The 17,465-nt window shown below is 46.0% G+C and carries 14 protein-coding genes; 9 read left to right on the top strand and 5 right to left on the bottom strand.

What is annotated here, in order from left to right; genetic code table 11:
- The first annotated feature begins 34 nt into the window (after positions 1 to 34).
- From AUR64_RS20095 to AUR64_RS20085, 4 genes are all read left to right on the top strand, one after another.
- Complete coding sequence (locus tag AUR64_RS20095; RefSeq protein WP_082230752.1) at positions 35 to 1,897, top strand: asparagine synthase-related protein; 1,863 nt, start codon at positions 35 to 37, stop codon at positions 1,895 to 1,897.
- A 382-nt stretch (positions 1,898 to 2,279) separates the two neighbouring features.
- A complete protein-coding gene (locus AUR64_RS20500; protein WP_155120588.1) occupies positions 2,280 to 4,103 on the top strand; it encodes a hypothetical protein in 1,824 nt (607 codons plus the stop codon).
- 536 nt (positions 4,104 to 4,639) lie between these two features.
- A complete protein-coding gene (locus tag AUR64_RS11795; RefSeq protein ID WP_058582148.1) occupies positions 4,640 to 4,843 on the top strand; it encodes a hypothetical protein in 204 nt (67 codons plus the stop codon).
- Positions 4,840 to 6,480 carry an alkaline phosphatase family protein gene (locus tag AUR64_RS20085; RefSeq protein WP_082230750.1) on the top strand — a complete coding sequence of 547 codons (1,641 nt, stop codon included), beginning with the start codon at positions 4,840 to 4,842 and terminating at the stop codon, positions 6,478 to 6,480. Before AUR64_RS11795 ends, AUR64_RS20085 begins: the two co-directional genes overlap by 4 nt.
- Before the next feature lie 8 nt (positions 6,481 to 6,488).
- On the opposite strand, the gene AUR64_RS20080 is transcribed toward AUR64_RS20085, so the two are convergent.
- On the bottom strand, positions 6,489 to 7,505 hold the full coding sequence (locus AUR64_RS20080) for a glycosyltransferase (RefSeq protein ID WP_162265539.1): 1,017 nt from the start codon (positions 7,503 to 7,505) through the stop codon (positions 6,489 to 6,491).
- A gap of 8 nt (positions 7,506 to 7,513) precedes the next feature.
- A complete protein-coding gene (locus AUR64_RS20075) occupies positions 7,514 to 8,626 on the bottom strand; it encodes a glycosyltransferase family 4 protein (protein ID WP_082230747.1) in 1,113 nt (370 codons plus the stop codon).
- A 294-nt stretch (positions 8,627 to 8,920) separates the two neighbouring features.
- Between AUR64_RS20075 and AUR64_RS20070 the strand changes: the two genes are divergently transcribed.
- Together AUR64_RS20070 and AUR64_RS20065 are read left to right on the top strand one after the other, a co-directional pair.
- On the top strand, positions 8,921 to 10,207 hold the full coding sequence (locus AUR64_RS20070) for a CapA family protein (protein ID WP_082230745.1): 1,287 nt from the start codon (positions 8,921 to 8,923) through the stop codon (positions 10,205 to 10,207).
- Positions 10,200 to 11,675, top strand: coding sequence for an oligosaccharide flippase family protein (locus AUR64_RS20065; RefSeq protein ID WP_082230743.1), 1,476 nt, complete (start codon positions 10,200 to 10,202; stop codon positions 11,673 to 11,675). The genes AUR64_RS20070 and AUR64_RS20065 overlap by 8 nt, the downstream gene beginning before the upstream one ends.
- 523 nt (positions 11,676 to 12,198) lie before the next feature.
- Here AUR64_RS20065 and AUR64_RS11790 read toward each other — a convergent pair.
- Positions 12,199 to 13,029 carry an alpha/beta fold hydrolase gene (locus AUR64_RS11790; protein WP_071391285.1) on the bottom strand — a complete coding sequence of 277 codons (831 nt, stop codon included), beginning with the start codon at positions 13,027 to 13,029 and terminating at the stop codon, positions 12,199 to 12,201.
- 173 nt (positions 13,030 to 13,202) lie between these two features.
- Here AUR64_RS11790 and AUR64_RS11785 point away from each other — a divergent pair, with 173 nt between their 5' ends.
- Together AUR64_RS11785 and AUR64_RS11780 are read left to right on the top strand one after the other, a co-directional pair.
- On the top strand, positions 13,203 to 13,952 hold the full coding sequence (locus AUR64_RS11785; protein ID WP_058582146.1) for a helix-turn-helix transcriptional regulator: 750 nt from the start codon (positions 13,203 to 13,205) through the stop codon (positions 13,950 to 13,952).
- Positions 13,953 to 14,199: 247 nt separating this feature from the next.
- A complete protein-coding gene (locus AUR64_RS11780) occupies positions 14,200 to 14,604 on the top strand; it encodes a hypothetical protein (protein ID WP_058582145.1) in 405 nt (134 codons plus the stop codon).
- Positions 14,605 to 15,323: 719 nt separating this feature from the next.
- On the opposite strand, the gene AUR64_RS11775 is transcribed toward AUR64_RS11780, so the two are convergent.
- Positions 15,324 to 15,725: a hypothetical protein gene (locus tag AUR64_RS11775; RefSeq protein ID WP_058582144.1), complete on the bottom strand. Its 402-nt coding sequence runs from the start codon at positions 15,723 to 15,725 to the stop codon at positions 15,324 to 15,326.
- Between the two features lie 621 nt (positions 15,726 to 16,346).
- Positions 16,347 to 17,063 carry an orc1/cdc6 family replication initiation protein gene (locus AUR64_RS11765; protein WP_058582142.1) on the bottom strand — a complete coding sequence of 239 codons (717 nt, stop codon included), beginning with the start codon at positions 17,061 to 17,063 and terminating at the stop codon, positions 16,347 to 16,349.
- Between AUR64_RS11765 and AUR64_RS11760 the strand changes: the two genes are divergently transcribed.
- Positions 17,052 to 17,396: a hypothetical protein gene (locus AUR64_RS11760; protein WP_058582141.1), complete on the top strand. Its 345-nt coding sequence runs from the start codon at positions 17,052 to 17,054 to the stop codon at positions 17,394 to 17,396. The two genes, AUR64_RS11765 and AUR64_RS11760, sit on opposite strands and share 12 nt — an antisense overlap.
- Positions 17,397 to 17,465: the final 69 nt, after the last annotated feature.

The following is a 17,465-nucleotide window of genomic DNA, read 5'->3' as shown; positions in this document are numbered from 1 at the left end:
AAATGTTTTGGTCATCCTATAGATATCTGTGATTATGATTGGGGTTAGCGGAGTATTTGGTGACAATTTAGATGTCAGAGTTGACTGGGAGAGCACCTCAGAAAATGAAGATTCGTATAAGACAGAAGAGGGTGTGGTAAACACATCGTATCATACGCAAAGAAATAATCACCAACCTGCGGTCTCTAGTGATAATACTCATTTTTGGGTTTGGGGAGACATATACGGGTACTTTTCAGGAGAGGAGTACAAACGCCGAACTGGATCAATTATTTCTGGTTCTGCAAATTACCTATCGGATCTCTATGACCAACATGGTAGAGAGGTAATACAAGAACTAAACGGAGAATTTTGTGCGATTATGTATAACCCGGAAAGAAAAGAAGTCTCGATTATTTCAGATCATCTTGGTTCTAGACCTGTATATTATATTTGTGAATCAGAATCGATCATATTCAGCACATCAATCTCTACCATTTCGGAACATTCGACAGAGATCTCGAAATCTCGTATATACGAGTATCTTCTTTTTGAGCGTACGCTTGGTACTAATACCCTGTTCGAGGATATTCACCAAACACACCCTGCATCTGTTTTGACCTATGATTTGATGAACAATGAGATCTCGAATGAATACGTATATTGGCGACCAACATATGATCCCAGAGATCATTCATTTAGTGAATTCGTAGACAAATTCCAGTATCTGTTCACTCAGGCAGTTAGCGATCGGGTAGAGCCAGACACTGAGCTTGGTGTCTTGATGAGTGGTGGGAGTGATTCAAGACTTATAGCGGGTTGCCTAAGCCAGCCATTCACTGGTTATCACATGAATGAGTCTATGAATAACGAAGCACAATTAGCTAAAATAGTCACTGAGTGCTGCGGAGGAGAATTTAAATTATTAAAAAGAAGTAAAGACTACTACCCTAAAATTCTTGATTCAAAAATAAAATATTCAAATTTTAATGGTTCTTTCAGCGAGGGCCACTCAATTGGGTTTGATAACATAGATTCAGACATAGTATTATCCGGACTATGGAGCGACAGCATCTTCGGTAGTAATTATGTACCTCAAAAGAAAGTGAAAATACCAAGAACAGACGAAGTTGTTGAAATTCCGACCCACGTCACTATATCATCTTTACCAGAATTTATTGAGTTGCTGCTCGATTCGAAAAGCTACCACTTTTCGACGAGATACGCGGATGCCTTTAGACGTGTGAGAACTAACGCTCAAATTCACGAAAATACCGTTGTAACCGCTAGAGAAATATTATCGCAAACAATTGATAATAGGCGCGACAGTCTATCAATAGGTCATATTCAGTACTCATCCTTAACCAACGCCGCACTGTTCGCTTATATCTACCCTATATCGAACTCTTGGAGCTTCTTTTTTCATGAGGGTCTTCTCCAGCAGCAACCATATAGAAACCCATACATCGACCGTAGACTCTTGGAATTGCAAAACCAGATCCCCGTCTCCATGCGACTACGTAAGGAAATTGTCAATTCTACGATCTCTAATCTCTCATCCAAGTTATCGAGGATCGAGCGGGCAGATTCCGGAGTGCCACTTAATTATCCATTCTCCATTAGATATCTATGGCGACATCTGAACGGACTCCGTGGACTACTATCTCAAAGCGATACACCAATCTCTTGGAGGACATCTGGATCTTGGCCGGAACATTCTATTCTCTTACGTGAGTCATCAAGTTTCAGTAATCATTTTGATGAAGCTACCGATGTTATAGACCGTCTGCCAGGAATTTCGACAACTACATTCGATAGCATTGTGGCCGAACATATGGACGGACGAGATAATACATATCAGCTACACTCACTTCTCACCTTGACCAGTCATCCTGCGATTCGGTCCTTCTACAATTAAACGAGAGTCCTACGATTAGGATTCAATGGAGTAGGCTGTCGCTTTGTCAATAGACATTGATTATATGATGCTAATATCCGATGAGGTATTATTCGCTACTTCGGGTTTCAACGACCAGATATATTGTTTGATGATTGGGTGCTAACTAAAAGGTAACTAGACAGTGTTATCAATGACGTATTTGCAGGTCATAAACAAACAATCTATAAAGCGAGTCGTATTATCTGCTTTCGTGAATTATCTCTGAGGTAAGATGGAAACATACTTACAGGCAAACACGTACGTACATACGAATGGCACATAAGCTTCCAGAGGCACTCATTGTCGAATTATGTGTTGTGAGAAGTCTTGAGGACGGAGGTAGTCGATCAAGTGTTATTCGGTGGATGCCATCGTTGGTGGCAACCTGAAAGCCATGAATCGAAACCAAGGAACTGGAAAAGAAAAACTATTGCTGGGTTCCTGCGGTATCTCTCTGATAATCTCTATTATCGGAATACACAGCATTGGGTTCTCTCACAATAAGTCTCTGATCTCATCAATAAGCCCCTACGGCTATTTTCTTGGCATTTCTTTCCTGGCCTTGCTCATATATTTAATAATTTATAACAATAAAGACGGGTTGTGGATTTATAAATTGTATACTCTCCTGACATTACATCTGCTGGTCCTGCTTTCAATTCCATTAGCTGCTGATCATTACTTCTATGGGCGAAAAACGGATGCTATGGACCACACTGGAGATATTCTAGATATACTCATGACCGGACAAATACCAACATTTGACGTCTATCCAAATTCACACCTCTTAGTTGTCAGCTTAGTTGAAATAACTGGTCTATCACGATTTGAAGTGATGATGGCAACACCCATGGTATTTTTCTTCGTTTTCATATCTGCAGGAATATTACTCAAACGCCACTGGTCAATGTCTGTGCGGCACATGGTGCTACTTGCTCCACTCCTCTTCCCGTTCGCAGCTCCCAAAGATACGGGGAACTATACCTATTTTAAACCATATCTATTCGGGATGTTTTTCCTTGCATTTTGTTTGTCATTGTATTTCAGAATAGAATTAACAAGTGACAAAAAGCGCATGCGATTATTATTTGTCGTAACCTCATTCGCGGCGGTCTTTTATCACGTACTGACAGTATTCGGATTCCTTGTGTTTTTCAGTTTGATGTTCGTGTTCGCTCAGACCGGTGTCGAGGATCAACTAAAAATTGATACAATATCCTCTATTTGGCCGGCAGTTCTCTTATTACTGCTCTTCTCGTGGATCTCCTTCCGTGTTGAATTCTTTTTCCGTCTCGCAGTTTCTAGAGCGTTCACCTTCCTAACTGACCTTGATGAATTTCTCAGCGAGACGTCACTACTCTTTGCTTATTCTTCAGAAGCATCAGAAGCCACTGGTGCAGGATATTCTCTCCTTGAATTGGCGGTCCCACTTTATGTTCCAGTGGTGTTGTTTGGTCTTGTATCTGCACTCGCAATGGTATATTTAATCTTCGTACTGTATGTAGCTGAGAGGACAACAGTTCAAACAAAGCGTGACTATATGGTCGTTTGTTGGTTGCTTGGTACTGGCTTATTTATGATTGGAAATGCGGTTATAAACGTTATTAATATATATCCACTCAGACCACTTGTCTTAATTCTAATATTTGGGGGACCAGTAGTCGCATCTATATCTGAAATCAACCCAAGTATCTCAAAAATCGTTACTGTTTTATTCGTTATCATTGCGGTCGTATCTTTGCCCACAATATACTTTGACCCTGTTAATGACCGCACTAACGTACAAGTTATGGAGTCCGAGTTAGCAGGCACAGAACATAATCTTCAGTACAAAAATAGTGATTCGAGGATACTGCACTATCAGACAACACAGCACCGGTATGCCTCTGCGGTAATTGGTGAAGAGGACATCAATAGGGTAAATCACTTAGCCCCCAATGGTCGGGCTCCTACACTGCATGATCAATATCCAGATTACGGAAAAAACCGATCACATATAACTACGAATCAACCTACATACATATGGTTGACAAAGTATGATTTTTGGTATGCATACGATTATCGGTCAAAATACAATCATGGACCGATAATCGACCATGTCAAAAGGGATACTCAAGCAAACAAGGTCTATTCGAGCGGTGAATTCCACCTCTATTTGGTAGCGGCCAATAATTCCAGCAAGTAGGATTGTATAGTTATGCTGGGTATAGCTATGCTGGCTTCCTCAATCGGTTATACCGCACTGCCTAAATGTAGACGAGCAGGTAAAAGAATCTGTTGTTCATGCTACTCTGAAACCTGCTCACAGAGATTTCAGACATTGCAACGCTTGGGCCTTGGCAGCGTGAGCAGATGGCGAGATCCCTCAGGCCGTTCGCTGTCCTCCTCCACAGTGCTGGTCTCTCGTTCGGGGAAACAGGAGGGATTCTCCACCTCCTCGGCGTGGGTCGCTTGTTTCAGGCGATCTTTCTAGTGGGGTCAACTAATCTATGCGTGGGCAGCAGCTGAGTGCACGCCAATGTTATGCAATATTCGCTCATTACTACAATTTTCAGCGACCACATTAGTCGCTCAACGGTCAAATGCCTACTCAGGAAGTAAACTAGAAGATGAACATTATTTCATCGTCCAATAATTCAATGCGAATCACTAAGATAGTGTCTATAAGAAAACGATACTAGTATGGTCACTTTTATATCAGGATATGCGTAAATCACAGATATGCAGGCTAAGGAAGAATATCTTGAGGAATATGACCGTCTAGCAGACAATTTATCTGGCTTCAAAAATGGCAGTGAACTTATGGATTATGTCCTTGAAAAGACACTGGTGGAACTCAATAAAGAAACAGACATAAGTGAAAAGTCTAGTTTAAATGAGGAGTCTGTCCAAGAGCGTCTTCAGGATCTGGGGTACATGGAATGACGGATAGAACCGTGTATGTTATTGGTATTGATGGAGTGCCTCCACGGTTGCTTGACGAAGCAAGATCTGGAGGATTTGTCGAAAACATAGATCATCTAAAAACGATAGGAGCAAGTGGAACAACTAAGACTGTTGTACCCCCTCTCTCAATGGCAGCATGGAGTAGCTTTGCGACAGGTCGTGACCCAGGAGGGCATGGAATATACAATTTTATGCTAAGAAAAGAGGGGAGTTACGATACGAAATTTGCAGATGGAAATATAATTCATCAAAATTCGATACCCATCTGGGACTATCTTGATGAGAGAGGGATCAAATCAGGAGTAATGAACCTAATGCCTGGATATCCGCCGTCAGAGTCTGATGGGTTCCATATTGGTGATTTAGTAACGTCCTCTCAAAGTAGTGAGTTTATGTATCCACCAGAACTCAAAGACACGGTAGAACAAAATGTGGCAAACTATGAACTTTACCCATATTCTCCCTATACGCCTGATAAGTCTGAGAAAGATCTTCAGAACTATCTAAGTGATTTATTTAAAATGGAAAGAATTCGGATGGGGACTGGGAAGTATCTAATAAATGAGAAGGATTGCGACTTTTATACATATGTGTTCTCTGGAAGTGATTCTATCCTTCATTGTTTAGCTCATATCCGAGATGAAGACCATCCTCACCACGAACCAGAACTCGTAGATAAGTATGGAAAGAAGCCACTCGAACTTCTAGAAATGTACGATGAATTTATTGGATGGCTTTTTGAACAATCAAATGAAGAAGACGTAATCATGATATTGAGTGATCATGGTCATAGTTCTGTTTATCACCAAATCAATCTTAACTCGTGGCTCTACAACAACGGATATCTAGAGTTAAAGCCTGGAATCGAAACTAGCTTGAAAGTTGTCGGATATAACTATGTGTACGATGCTTTTGAATCAGTACTCCACAAATTAGGCCTCTTCTCAAAATTGAAAAATTTGGTTGCAACGTCCGATTCTGAAGGGGAGAGTAAGAAGAGTCTGAAGGATTTAGTAACAATCTCTCGCTTTGATTACGACTGGGACGAGACTACTGCATACACAATTGCTAGCGGTGGGCAAATTTACCTGAACACTCAGAAAAACCATCCATTAGGTTGGATTACTGAGGAGAATTATGATTCAATTCGGGAGTCATTGCGTGAAGAATTACTGAGTATCAGACACCCGGATACTGGAGAGTTTGTGATTGATTCAGTGTATTATGGTGAAGAGATCTACGGTAGTGAGCATAGCGAAACCCGACCAGACTTAGCAGCTCTACCATCAAATAATTACCAAATACAGTATCCACAAACAATGAAAACTAACGAGATATTCAGTACACCCCCAAAACCTGGAAACCATACATCCGAAGAAGATCGGAATGGTATATTTGTTGCAGCAGGCGGAGGGTCAGATGGCGCTGACGTCGAGATGAACATTGAAGATTTTGCCCCGACTTCCTTAGCGCTCCTTGATATACCCGTACCTAGTAGTATGACAGGAAACGCTCGAGAGGATATTTTCAATTTGGACGCGGAATCCAAGAGTTACGACGGACGTGTAATTGCAAAAAGAGCGGTCAGAAAAGTTTCAAAGAAACTCCGTAAGTAGGTACATCACTATAACATAGATAGATAAATATTGACGTATTCATCGATCATCATTTCGTTTGAAAATTTATTGGAAATCCAGGATTCACAGGCGCTAGATACTTCAGAGTTGTGAGTTTTGGCCCAACTAAGTGCCTCCTGAGCGAATTTTGTGGTTTCGTAGGCTGGAATGACTGACCCAGTAGATCCAGTATCAATCAGTTCCCTATGGGAACAGATGTCAAATGCAATAACTGGGCATCCATTTTGTTGGGCCTCCAATACGGTTAGTGGGCACGCCTCGGCTCTAGAGGGGAACAACAGAACATCTGAACTTTGATAAAACGGTTTGATCGAATCAACACTACCGTGAATAGTTACTCCCTGAATATTCTTGAGTTCCTTGACTAAACCCTTGTCTGCAGGATAGCCAATGACATCTAAATTACAGTTATTTGACTGTTCGGTAACCGATTTCCAGATTTCAGGGAGATGTTTTCCTTTCCTCGGCCCAATACGACCAACAAATAGTGCATTGACCCCATCATTGTATTCTCGATCGTTGACTTTATCAGTGATACCATTATACACACGTGACGATTCAATACCCCTTTTGCGTAACTGCGATTTTGAATAATTAGAAACAGATACCACTTTATCTGACATGCGCATTAGAATATCATGGGGTATTTCTAACCCCACCCCCTCGATAATGTGTTTCTTACTTAAGAACCACGAACGAGGCCAATTACTATGGCTAGTTACTACGTGGGGTATCGAAAATAATTCGAAGTAATAGCCCATGTTGTCGTGCGAGTGTAGAATATCTGGACCGAAGTTGGATATATGTTCTTTGATTATTTTATATCCTTCAATTGGCTTTCTCGGTTTGGTGACGATATTTATATTATCATCTATCCAATTGGTTTTGGTGTCCGATTCATTCGTTATGATAGACACAGCGTGCCCACGCTCAACCAAACCTTCTGCCACTCGAACACAAACTTGACACGTTCCATTCCATGGTACTAACCACTTTGTTAACATTGTGACCCTCATTTGACTAAATTCTCATATATTTTATAATATTCGTGCGCTGCTTTGTTCCAGGAAAAGTCATTTCGGCGATCATGTCCCCGGTTGATAAGTTCTGATTTAGTATCCTTATTAGTAACTATTTGAACAATCATCTCTGCGCACTCCTCTGAATTCTTAGCCTCGATCTCCAACCCAGCATTAGATACGATTTCAGGAGCCGCACCCTGATCTGAGTGAACAATTGGGGTACCAGCCTCCATAGCTTCTAAAAACACGATTCCGAATGATTCTGCGTAAGAAGGGAATACAAAGACATCAGATTCTTCGTAAAGAGATTTGAGAATAGAGTCTGTAATATCTTTTGCAATAGTAATGTTATCTGCTAACGTAGTATGGTTGCTTATATGATCATGTATGGTTGTCTCGTCATACCCACCAGATCCAGTGGCCAGTACTAGTTCTAACTCCTCGTCCACGAGTTGGCACGCTTTTGCGAACCCGTCGATAACAGTTTCTCCGTCTTTGAATCCGTGTAGCTTCCCTGTGAATAGAATGATCTTTTTTTCCCTTGAGATGTCGAATCGCTCGCGTATATCAGTACTATCAGATCCAAATAGACTCGGACTACCACCATTGTAGACTACCTCAGAGCCCCTAGTATCTGGAAGTCTGGTGGAATTGTAATCGGAAACAGAAACTGCTTTTCCGAACCGACAGATAATCGGTAAGCAAATCGATTGCTCAATTGAGTATTGGATCGAGTATTTGATTGAATCGGACATGGTGGACGGATCTCCACCATAATGAAACGTGAAAACGTAAGGTGTTTTTGTGAATAGTCTGGATAAGAGAGCCGGAGAACCGAAGCTAGCATAGTTAATGTGAACTATGTCGTGTTTTTGAAATTCAGTTGTGTCTCGGAGAAAATTCTTGATCAAGCCCTTATTGGAAGCTATCTGGACATTGTCTGGAATATCGGTCCACCAAGGATGAGATTCGGGGTCTTCAACAGAGACCGCAGTTGGATAAACAGTAATATTGTCGCAAAGAGGTCCTAGCTCTTTGACTAATTCAGTAGTGAATCTTCCAAGACCTCCATAATCGATTGTACCTTGAAACCCAATATTCATAAATATATGAAACTAAGCGCTATTTTTATTTCTATCCATTCGATGAGGCGAGGTGTCGGAATTGGAGATACTTAGATGAGAAGAGAGCGACAAGGTGGTTACAGCAATATCTCATCAGTCGGCTTTCAAAACCTCATCACGAATAAAGTACGTCCACATTCCATTATCAAAGACACCGATGAATGTGTGAGAAAATTTCGCAGACATCACTATTGGCTTGGCTGCGAATCAAATAGTTCTGAGAGTCAAAGTAAACCAGTTGATTGATGTGATCCGATTCTTGTTCATTGCTTAATGAATTCAGAAAACTCGGCAGGTGACCGTCATCACTTACTTTTCACCGGTGATTCAATGCTGGCATCGGATCACTGGAACACTAATCCACATTCTCTCCAAATACGCAACCTGTTGTCGACTTCGGATCTATCTGTAACGAACTTGGAGGCCCCAGTAGATGCGGGTAATGCTGTACCAAAATGGGGCGCGAATATCCACACATCTCGGAGTGCAGTTCATACCCTCGGGAGAGAGTATGACGTGGTCGGATTAGCAAACAACCACACGATGGACTATGGGTTAGAGGGTTTAGAAGCAACACTCGATTCTTGTGAGAACGCAGGGTTGTCGACTGTTGGAGCGGGTCATACGTCGTCGGAAGCACTTTCGCCACACGTTGTGTCTCTCAATAATACATCAATTGCACTGTTTTCAGTGGCTCAACGTGAGTTCGGAATTGCGGGCCCAGAGACTCCTGGCGTAGCATGGAGCCATGACCCGTCAATAATGCTGCAGATTAGAAATGCCGCAGAGACGAATGACTTTGTCTTTATTAACGCCCATGGTGGGGTAGAACATTGCCCTATTCCACCGATCACGTGGGTACGGCATTTACGGGCCATGATTGACGCCGGTGCTGACGCTGTGATTGGACATCATCCACACGTCCCACAAGGATGGGAGATTCATGATGATGCACCAATTTTCTACAGTCTCGGAAACTGGTTATTTCATCAACCAGAATATCCGGCAACTTTGCGAAGCTATTGTGTTGAATTAATAGCTAAGCGCGGTAACCTAGAAGATTTCACAGTCCACCTCACCGAGTCCCAAGACGGTGTTGTCGACAAAATACCGCCAGGTGAAGCAAAAGAATATCGTCAGTATCTAACTAAATCGGGCAAGGTGGCTGGTGAGCGCGCACACTGGCAGGCTTCTGCCGCCAAACTGTTCAACACGACGTACGCTCCTCGGCTTGAAGATTGGCCAACAGGCCGCTTAGAATCCGCTTTGAAACATCCTGTTTGGGGGCTTGACCGCCTCACTCGTGGGATTACTGTAGAGGAAGAGAGGCTTGAGAAGGATCTCGCGTTCCTCAATTATTTTCAGACAGAATCGCACGACGACGTAATACGGACGTTATTGGAACTCCGCACGGGAGTGACCACCGATGAACGTACACCAAAAGTTGTAGAGGAGGTAGAGAACTTGTTTGGCAAAGTCCAATCTGAAGACGATCAGAGAGTCCTCGAAAAATCGTTACGTCGTGCTAAAAAGGTATTAGAAAGAATCAAGAATGAGTAATCGATCAATATCTTCAGCATTTGGGTCTGTCTTCGGCGCGAAAATAATCACGATCCTAATTGGACTAATCTCCACACCTCTAATCGCTCGTCTGTTAGGCACTGCAAAGTACGGAGAGTATGCGACAGTTCTCTCGATATTTGGTATTACTCAAATACTGATGAGTTCTGGTATCACTAACGCTGCTCAGGCCTATTTTGGTCGATCAAGGGGAGAAGGATGGGTTGACGACGTTTGGAACGTACTCTTTCGACTCGCAGGAATACTTGCCCTTATCACAGCCGGGTTATTTGCAGGAGTAGCATACTTTGGAGTTGTTGAGAGACATCTTGGTCAGGAGTACACGGTGCTGTTCTATCTGCTTGCAGCTTACGCGATCGCAATGCAGTACAGTGGATTAGTACGTCGTGCACTAATGGGCTTGAAACTGGAGAGATATTCAGAGCCACTAACTATCCTAAAGCGATTGTCGTTTGCTGGTTTAGCTGTCGGATTAGCATATTCTGGGTATGGCGTCGTGGGGGTGATGATTGGACATATTGTTTCCTGTACTCTGGTCACGAGTGCTGGGATCTACCTCCTCCGGGGACAACTTGACCTCTCCAGTACATTTGCAAATGTTTCCTCAAATTTCTCTACTCGAAATTTGTTATTTTTCAATTTAGGAAGCATCCTGTGTGCGTTCTTTATTAGTACTCTCTATCATATCGACATCTTGATGTTACGCTTGACAGTCTCCGAAACTGAAATAGGGTATTATCGAGCGGCTCTCGTACTCGTTGAGATGCTGTGGATTGCGCCTCAATCGCTACAATTAGTTTTCACGCATACAGTCGCTGATTATTGGGATAATGAAAACTTCAGTAAAATCAGCGAGCTCGCAACACAAACGACGCGTTATGTGTCTTTGTTGACAATTCTCCTTGCGTTTGGATTGGCCGCATTATCCGAGATCTTTGTCCCGTTGTACTTTGGAATAGAATATGAGCCAGCGATTTCGCCGCTATTGATTCTGCTACCTGGAACTGTCGCGTTCGCTATTGCCCGACCAATATTTGGTATCTCTCAATCCTACGAAAACTTAAGGCCAGTAGTCGTCGCAACTGGTGTGACTGCGATAATCAATTTTGCACTAAACTTAGTTCTAATTCCTCGGTACGGGATTGAAGGTGCAGCGATAGCGACAACGATAGGTTACTCATGCCTCCCGATTACACAAGTGATTTGTGCAAAATACCTTGGCTATTCACCAGTTCATTGGAAAATGGCTACAAGAATTCTCCTAACATCAGCAATTGCAGGGCCGCTAATTATTTTTATTGCTTACTCAATTGAGGGACTATTAGCACTCGTGATAGTGCCACCGGTTGGTGGAATTATTTACTTGCTAATTGCACTACTCACGAACGCAATCCCAAGACAGGATGTCCAAATCGCCAAGGAATTTCTGACCTCATTTTTAGCATAATACGAGTATCTATTGTCGTTGAGGAGTAAATTTCGCGCTGAACACAGACATAGAGTGGAATGTACAAGACTGGTTCCAAAATACCGACCAGTCCTCTTGTAATCTCGACTATCAAAGAATCGCAACAATTGGCGGTTGAAATATTAGTGAACTGAGATGCTTTGGGATATTCTGTCGAGTCAATAGTAACAAAGCTCGGATTACACTCGAGAGTTAGAATGTATGAATAGTGCGGAAAGCGACAGCTACACCATTTTGTATCCAATTTTTGCTTCTCTGTCGCTAGTGCTTGAGATAAAATCGCCAATGCAGTTGTCCCCGCCAAAGACTACGTTGCCCTCTCCAACCCACTAGTACGCCCTCCTCTGAGCAGCAGCACCCGGGAAACCCTTGTCGTGGATAGGAGTAGTAGACGAGATAGAAACGAGGATCGGGTGAATGTACGATCGAGACTAATCACAACAGGTGTGATTGCGAGTGTGCTCACCACAGACGACGTCGGCTGGTATCGTACTAGCGAGGCTTAAGAGCTGGTCGGGAGTGGAGCTTCGAGAAACTCCGAAAGCAGCTTCGTGAGCCTTTCGGGCTGATCTTCAGCAATGAACGCGTACGAGTTCTGGACTTGCCTAAGCTGTGCGTTTGGGAAGCTCTCAACCAATTTTTCGGCGTCTTCGAGAGGGAACACCGGATCTTCAGGGGCCCACACGATCAACACGGGACCATCGAACGCCGAGAACGTCTTCGCTGCCTCTGTCGTGTATCGTGAGGAGACTCCGAGGAGGACCTTTCGAAGGTCTCGTTGTACGTCGGTGTTGTTACTCAATGACTCAACGTATGTGGAGAGAGTTTGTGGGTGGATTGGATGCTTTGCGAGGATCTTAAATGCAAGACGGCGGATCCTGTCTGAACGGAGAGCGAAAGCAAATAGCTCAACGAGGCCGGGGATCCGTGCAGCCAGCGTGAACGGACGGGCCGCAAGCGGAGGGAAGTTGTCGAATGCGTCGCAGTTCGTCAGTACCAGCCGCTCGACGCGGTCGGGGTGCTCTGCAAGGAACACTTGACAGAGTGCACCGCCCGTGTCGTTGCCAACGAGAGTTACCCGGTCAACGCCGAGTTCATCAAGGAACTCTGTGAGCAGACCCACGAGTCCTTTCGGCGTCAGATCTGCATCTGGGTCCATTGCGATTTGATGCCCACCCAGTGGGAGTGTCGGGACGAGACAGCGAAAGTCTCGAGAGAGGGGTTTACAGACGTTCCTCCAGAGGCCACCGTTGACAAATGCTCCATGAACGAAGAGTATTGGTTCGCCAGACCCAACGTCGTAGTACTGAATCGGTCCATCCGATAGTCGCATTTCGTGCAGCTGCTGCCCCTCAAAGGCTCCCTGTGCGGGTTTGGTCTCAGTGTAATCCATATTAGTGATATCGCCGTCCCAGAGCGTCAAGACACCGACGCGGAAATTCCGAGGTGCGCGGACGCAACCCGCTTGACAGTGGGGTTGATGTACTCCGAAAAGCTCGTGACGGCATGGAAGGAGAAGACCTCGCCGAATTACTTCGGCTTCGTCACGGCGTCCTCAGGTCGCTCGTCGAAGACCCACGGCCGAGACACGAACTCGTCGATGTACTCCCCGATTCGAAGTCGACGATCTACAAGAGTCTCTCACAACTTCAGGATGCAGGGCTCGTCAAGTCAGTCGAAGATGAATTCGTTCCGACACTGTTCGGTGTGACAGCGCTTGCCCGCTACGATACGCTCGTCGAGACTGCTCACGTCGGTGATTTACTCGCTGACTTTCCTGGAGACACAGTCGATCCAGCTGCGCTGGTCGGTGCAGAGGTCGTTCGGCCTGACGAAACCGACGCTGAGCGACATCTCGAAGCAGTGTGGAATCTCTTGGAGGGTGCAGAGAGCGCTGGTGGTGTTGCCCCTGTCGTTTCACCGGGATACGTCGAGCGATTCCGCAAACTCATCGATAGCGGACTCACGGCGGAACTAGTACTTCCAACTCCTCTTGTGAACTCACTTCGAGATCAGCATACTACCGCTCTGGCCGCAGTATTAGAGCGCGCTGTCATTTACGAGACAGACATGACAGTGCCATTCGGCGTGATTGTGACAGAAGGTGTTCGTCCGCAAATGGCGATTGAACTTCGCGATGGTCCATTCATCACTGCATTGATTATCAATGATACGCCAGACGCGATCCAATGGGCTAAGATGACTGTCGAGCGTTTTCAAACGAATGCGGTACGAGTTGAGTCTGAGGAGGAGTGACCCACATGTACAGCAGCGTTGAACGCCTCTGAATCTGATAGAAACTGTGCGCTGAACTGAGAGGATGAGTTCAGTATACGAGTGTTGTTCGTTTCACTCGCTCAGTAGAGGAATACCCGTTGGGGAGATCTACAGAGAAAACAAGGCGAGTGCCTCGGGGTCAAGCCCCGAGGCAGTTCACGAACGTTACAGTGCGTTCGGTGGGGTAGGGGAAACAGATATCCTCGTACTCTTTCCAATTCATCTCATGAATCAGCCCTCCTCGGAGACGCACCCGCTGTACGGCACTAACCAGCGGGCGCGAACTCTCCGAATGTTCTTGATTGCGCTCGTAGGGACTCCATGGCTACTGCTCATCGAGCCTACCCGTCGAATCGCCTCACTCGAGGCGACGATAGCGGCCATCGGACTGGGGGTGGTTTGTGGGATCGTGGCGACCGTTGGATTGGCCGATACTGACCTGCAAGACGTTAACGACGTGACAGCGGTGGTCGTGACGCTTGTCTGTATCTGTGTGGCAACCCTCATCCTTTGGCTGATTGTCCCCCGACAGTATCTTGGGGCGGTGCTTCAGTTCGTACTTGCGTTTTCATGGGCTATGCCCGTGTCGCAACTGCTCCGTCACTACTACCGAGCGCCTGCTCTGAGCTAAGCACACGTCTACCTCTCGATACGCTTACACTCTCTACGTGACAGCGATCACGAGTGAAATGAGTGACCGAGACGCGCTCTGTATTCAGCAACGGTTACAACGAACTACCTATTCCCTGTCAGAAGGCGCGTGCTGAATAGAGAGGGTGAGCTCAGCAAGCAGTCGCTACTACGAAGTCAAAACCGAGAGGGGGGTGTGTCGTACCTGTCTTGCCTTGTGTTCTACTCTCGGATATCCGGGTCAATAGGTCCTGAGAGTGTCTGATTACCATGTCGGACCTTCTGTCACGCTCTGAACCCAGAGCTTGAGAAACTACAGTGTGAATCTATTGCTCTTTGTCTTGGCATAGGCAAGTCCCACCCACGCGAACGGGGCAGATACGAACGAGATGATGAAGTGTCCAGTTAGTATCCCAGTTGCCAGTCCAGCCATTGACAAAAGAGTGACTAACAAACCAAGCTGTACTCCTCGGTTCTCCGTGATCTCACTCATCTTCGGCCTCTTGATTACCGGTCAACTTCTTTCGGTGCTTCTTCCCCAATTCATACCCGACGCGGCCAAGCTTGTACCTCAGATGAAGCAGAGTGAGCACAACAACTGCAAGGATTGGGAAAATCCAGTGTTCATGCCCTAATATGATTCTATCAGTACAAGTAAGTCTGTATCACTATTCATTGGCATGGTCTTGAACGACGATTGACGCCTGCTCCCGCCCGTGTTCAAACGGCAATCCAGATAGCGCCAATCCAGATACCAACAAAGAGCAGCAGGAGTACGGCCAATTGGTCGTGAGAAATCGAAAACGGACCATTTCCTTCTCCTGGTGAGGGGTCTCCGAGCAGTATGTCCCTCAATGATACGTAAATCGGGAGCAGACCCGGTGCTCCAAGTCCAGCGAAGAGGATCGCTATGGCGAGATTCCCCTCGAAATAGAAGAAGAGGCCAAACAAACTGATCGATAAGAATAGACCGCCAACTACCAGATATTGGTAGTTCGAAAAGTCCTCACTTGACTCAGCGGTGAACAGGTTCTTCCAGAAACGAGTGACACGAGACCGTCCGAAAACACCCACGAGTAGGAGAACTGGTATCAGCGCGGCGAATACCAGACCCACGTCCATGAGCGATACTGTACGTTCAGGTTCATGAGCATGATGGTCGGTTACGCCGCTTACCGGACGTGAACAGTACGAATTTGGATTTCGAGTAGCAGCGAAAGGTGTCCTACAACTCCTACAGATACACACTCCGATAGACGATATTCTGACTCTCACCCTCTGACTCGATGCAATCGTAGGTCCAAGCTTCCGCAAGTAGCGCTGAATCGTCCGCGTCGGGGCCGATTCACCCGTCTTCTCACAGTACAAATTTCGGATCTCACTGGTCGGACCGACTGGCTAACGCTTACAACTACCGACTCATTTTTAACAATGTCAGACAATCTGAATCTCATGCTCTTACAAACGACGACGTCCAACCCAACCACGTTCGGGGTCATTATGGTTGTAATTGGGTCGCTCGCGGCGATCGGGACGGCCATCCTTTACAAATCTCGTCCAACAAGTGTTCGGCTCGGTGGGCTAATTGGTGGCCTAGCGGGATTTTCGTATCTCTACTTCGTCTATAGCGGAGGAAACACTACGGCAGCGTACGTTACAATGGCACTCCTTGGACTCATGATTCTTAGTGTCATAGTATACGGGTTTGAGAGATATCAGACCTATTCGAGAGGCTATTAGCGATTAGGGATACACACTCCGATACACGATATTCTGACTCTCACCCTCGGATTCGATGCAATCGTAGTTCCGCAACACCCGCAAATAGCGCTGGATCGTTCGCGTCGACGCCGACTCACCCGTCTTCTTACAGTATAACTGCCGAATCTCACTCGTCGGCCCAATTGGCTCGTGCTCAACGATGACGTCGTAGAGCGTCCGATGCTCATCAGGCAATGAATCCAACAGCGAATCGCGCAGCGCTGACTTCGCACGCGACACTGCCTCACCAATTATCTCGGGAGTGATCCGCTCCAGACCTTGCTCGACTGCATCCTCCGCAGCGGTGCGAAGCAACACAATCCCAAACCGAGCATCGCCGTCGACGTGCTCGGCGAGCGCCTCCAGGTCGTCGTCGCCGACGAATTCAGGAGTCGAGAACGCGTTTTGGGCGCGCTTCTTCAGAATCCCGATGAGTTCCTCTACTGAGTAGCGATTGAACTCGATCTTCCGAGCGCCGTGAAAGCGACTCTGCAACCGGGTGTCCATCGACACCATGAGGTCCTCTTCACGATTGCCGACGAGGATGAGTACGAATCGTGGAATCTCGAAAAGGTCATACAAGACTTCGGGGTCGACGGCGTCGGCTTCGTCGAGGATCGCCACGCGTGGGTGGTCGGCAGTGTCTTCGAGCTGCTGGAGGAATGCGAGGTCGGGCGAGGATTCGATATGGACGGCCATCTGCCCGGCGAGTTCCCGCGCAGCGAGAAACAGCACTTCGCGGCGTTTGTGGTAGCTTCGGTCGTTTACACAGACGGTCGGCGTATAGCCACCTTCACCTCTGAGGATTTAGGGTTCCACTTTCTCATCCCGATCGTCGAAGGCGTTGTAGCAGTTCGTACAGATGTAGATGCCACTGCAGGGCTCTGGTTCACCGAAGGCGTTGATGAGTTCACGAAGGCGGGGACTAGGATTGACGAACACAACGGCAGTTTCACGGTGGCTGTAGAGCGTGGAGGTCTCACACCGGGGGCACTCGCCGGCCATCAAGTAATGATGCTCACAGGAGCGTAATATACAGTGGGGGGTGGAGGACCCAATATAGCCATTCTCTCGAAAATCACACCAATCAAATACGACGAG

It is taken from the genome of Haloprofundus marisrubri (genome assembly GCF_001469955.1).
In the GTDB taxonomy this organism is placed as follows: Archaea; Halobacteriota; Halobacteria; order Halobacteriales; family Haloferacaceae; genus Haloprofundus; species Haloprofundus marisrubri.
This window is presented reverse-complemented; position numbering and strand designations above follow the sequence as displayed.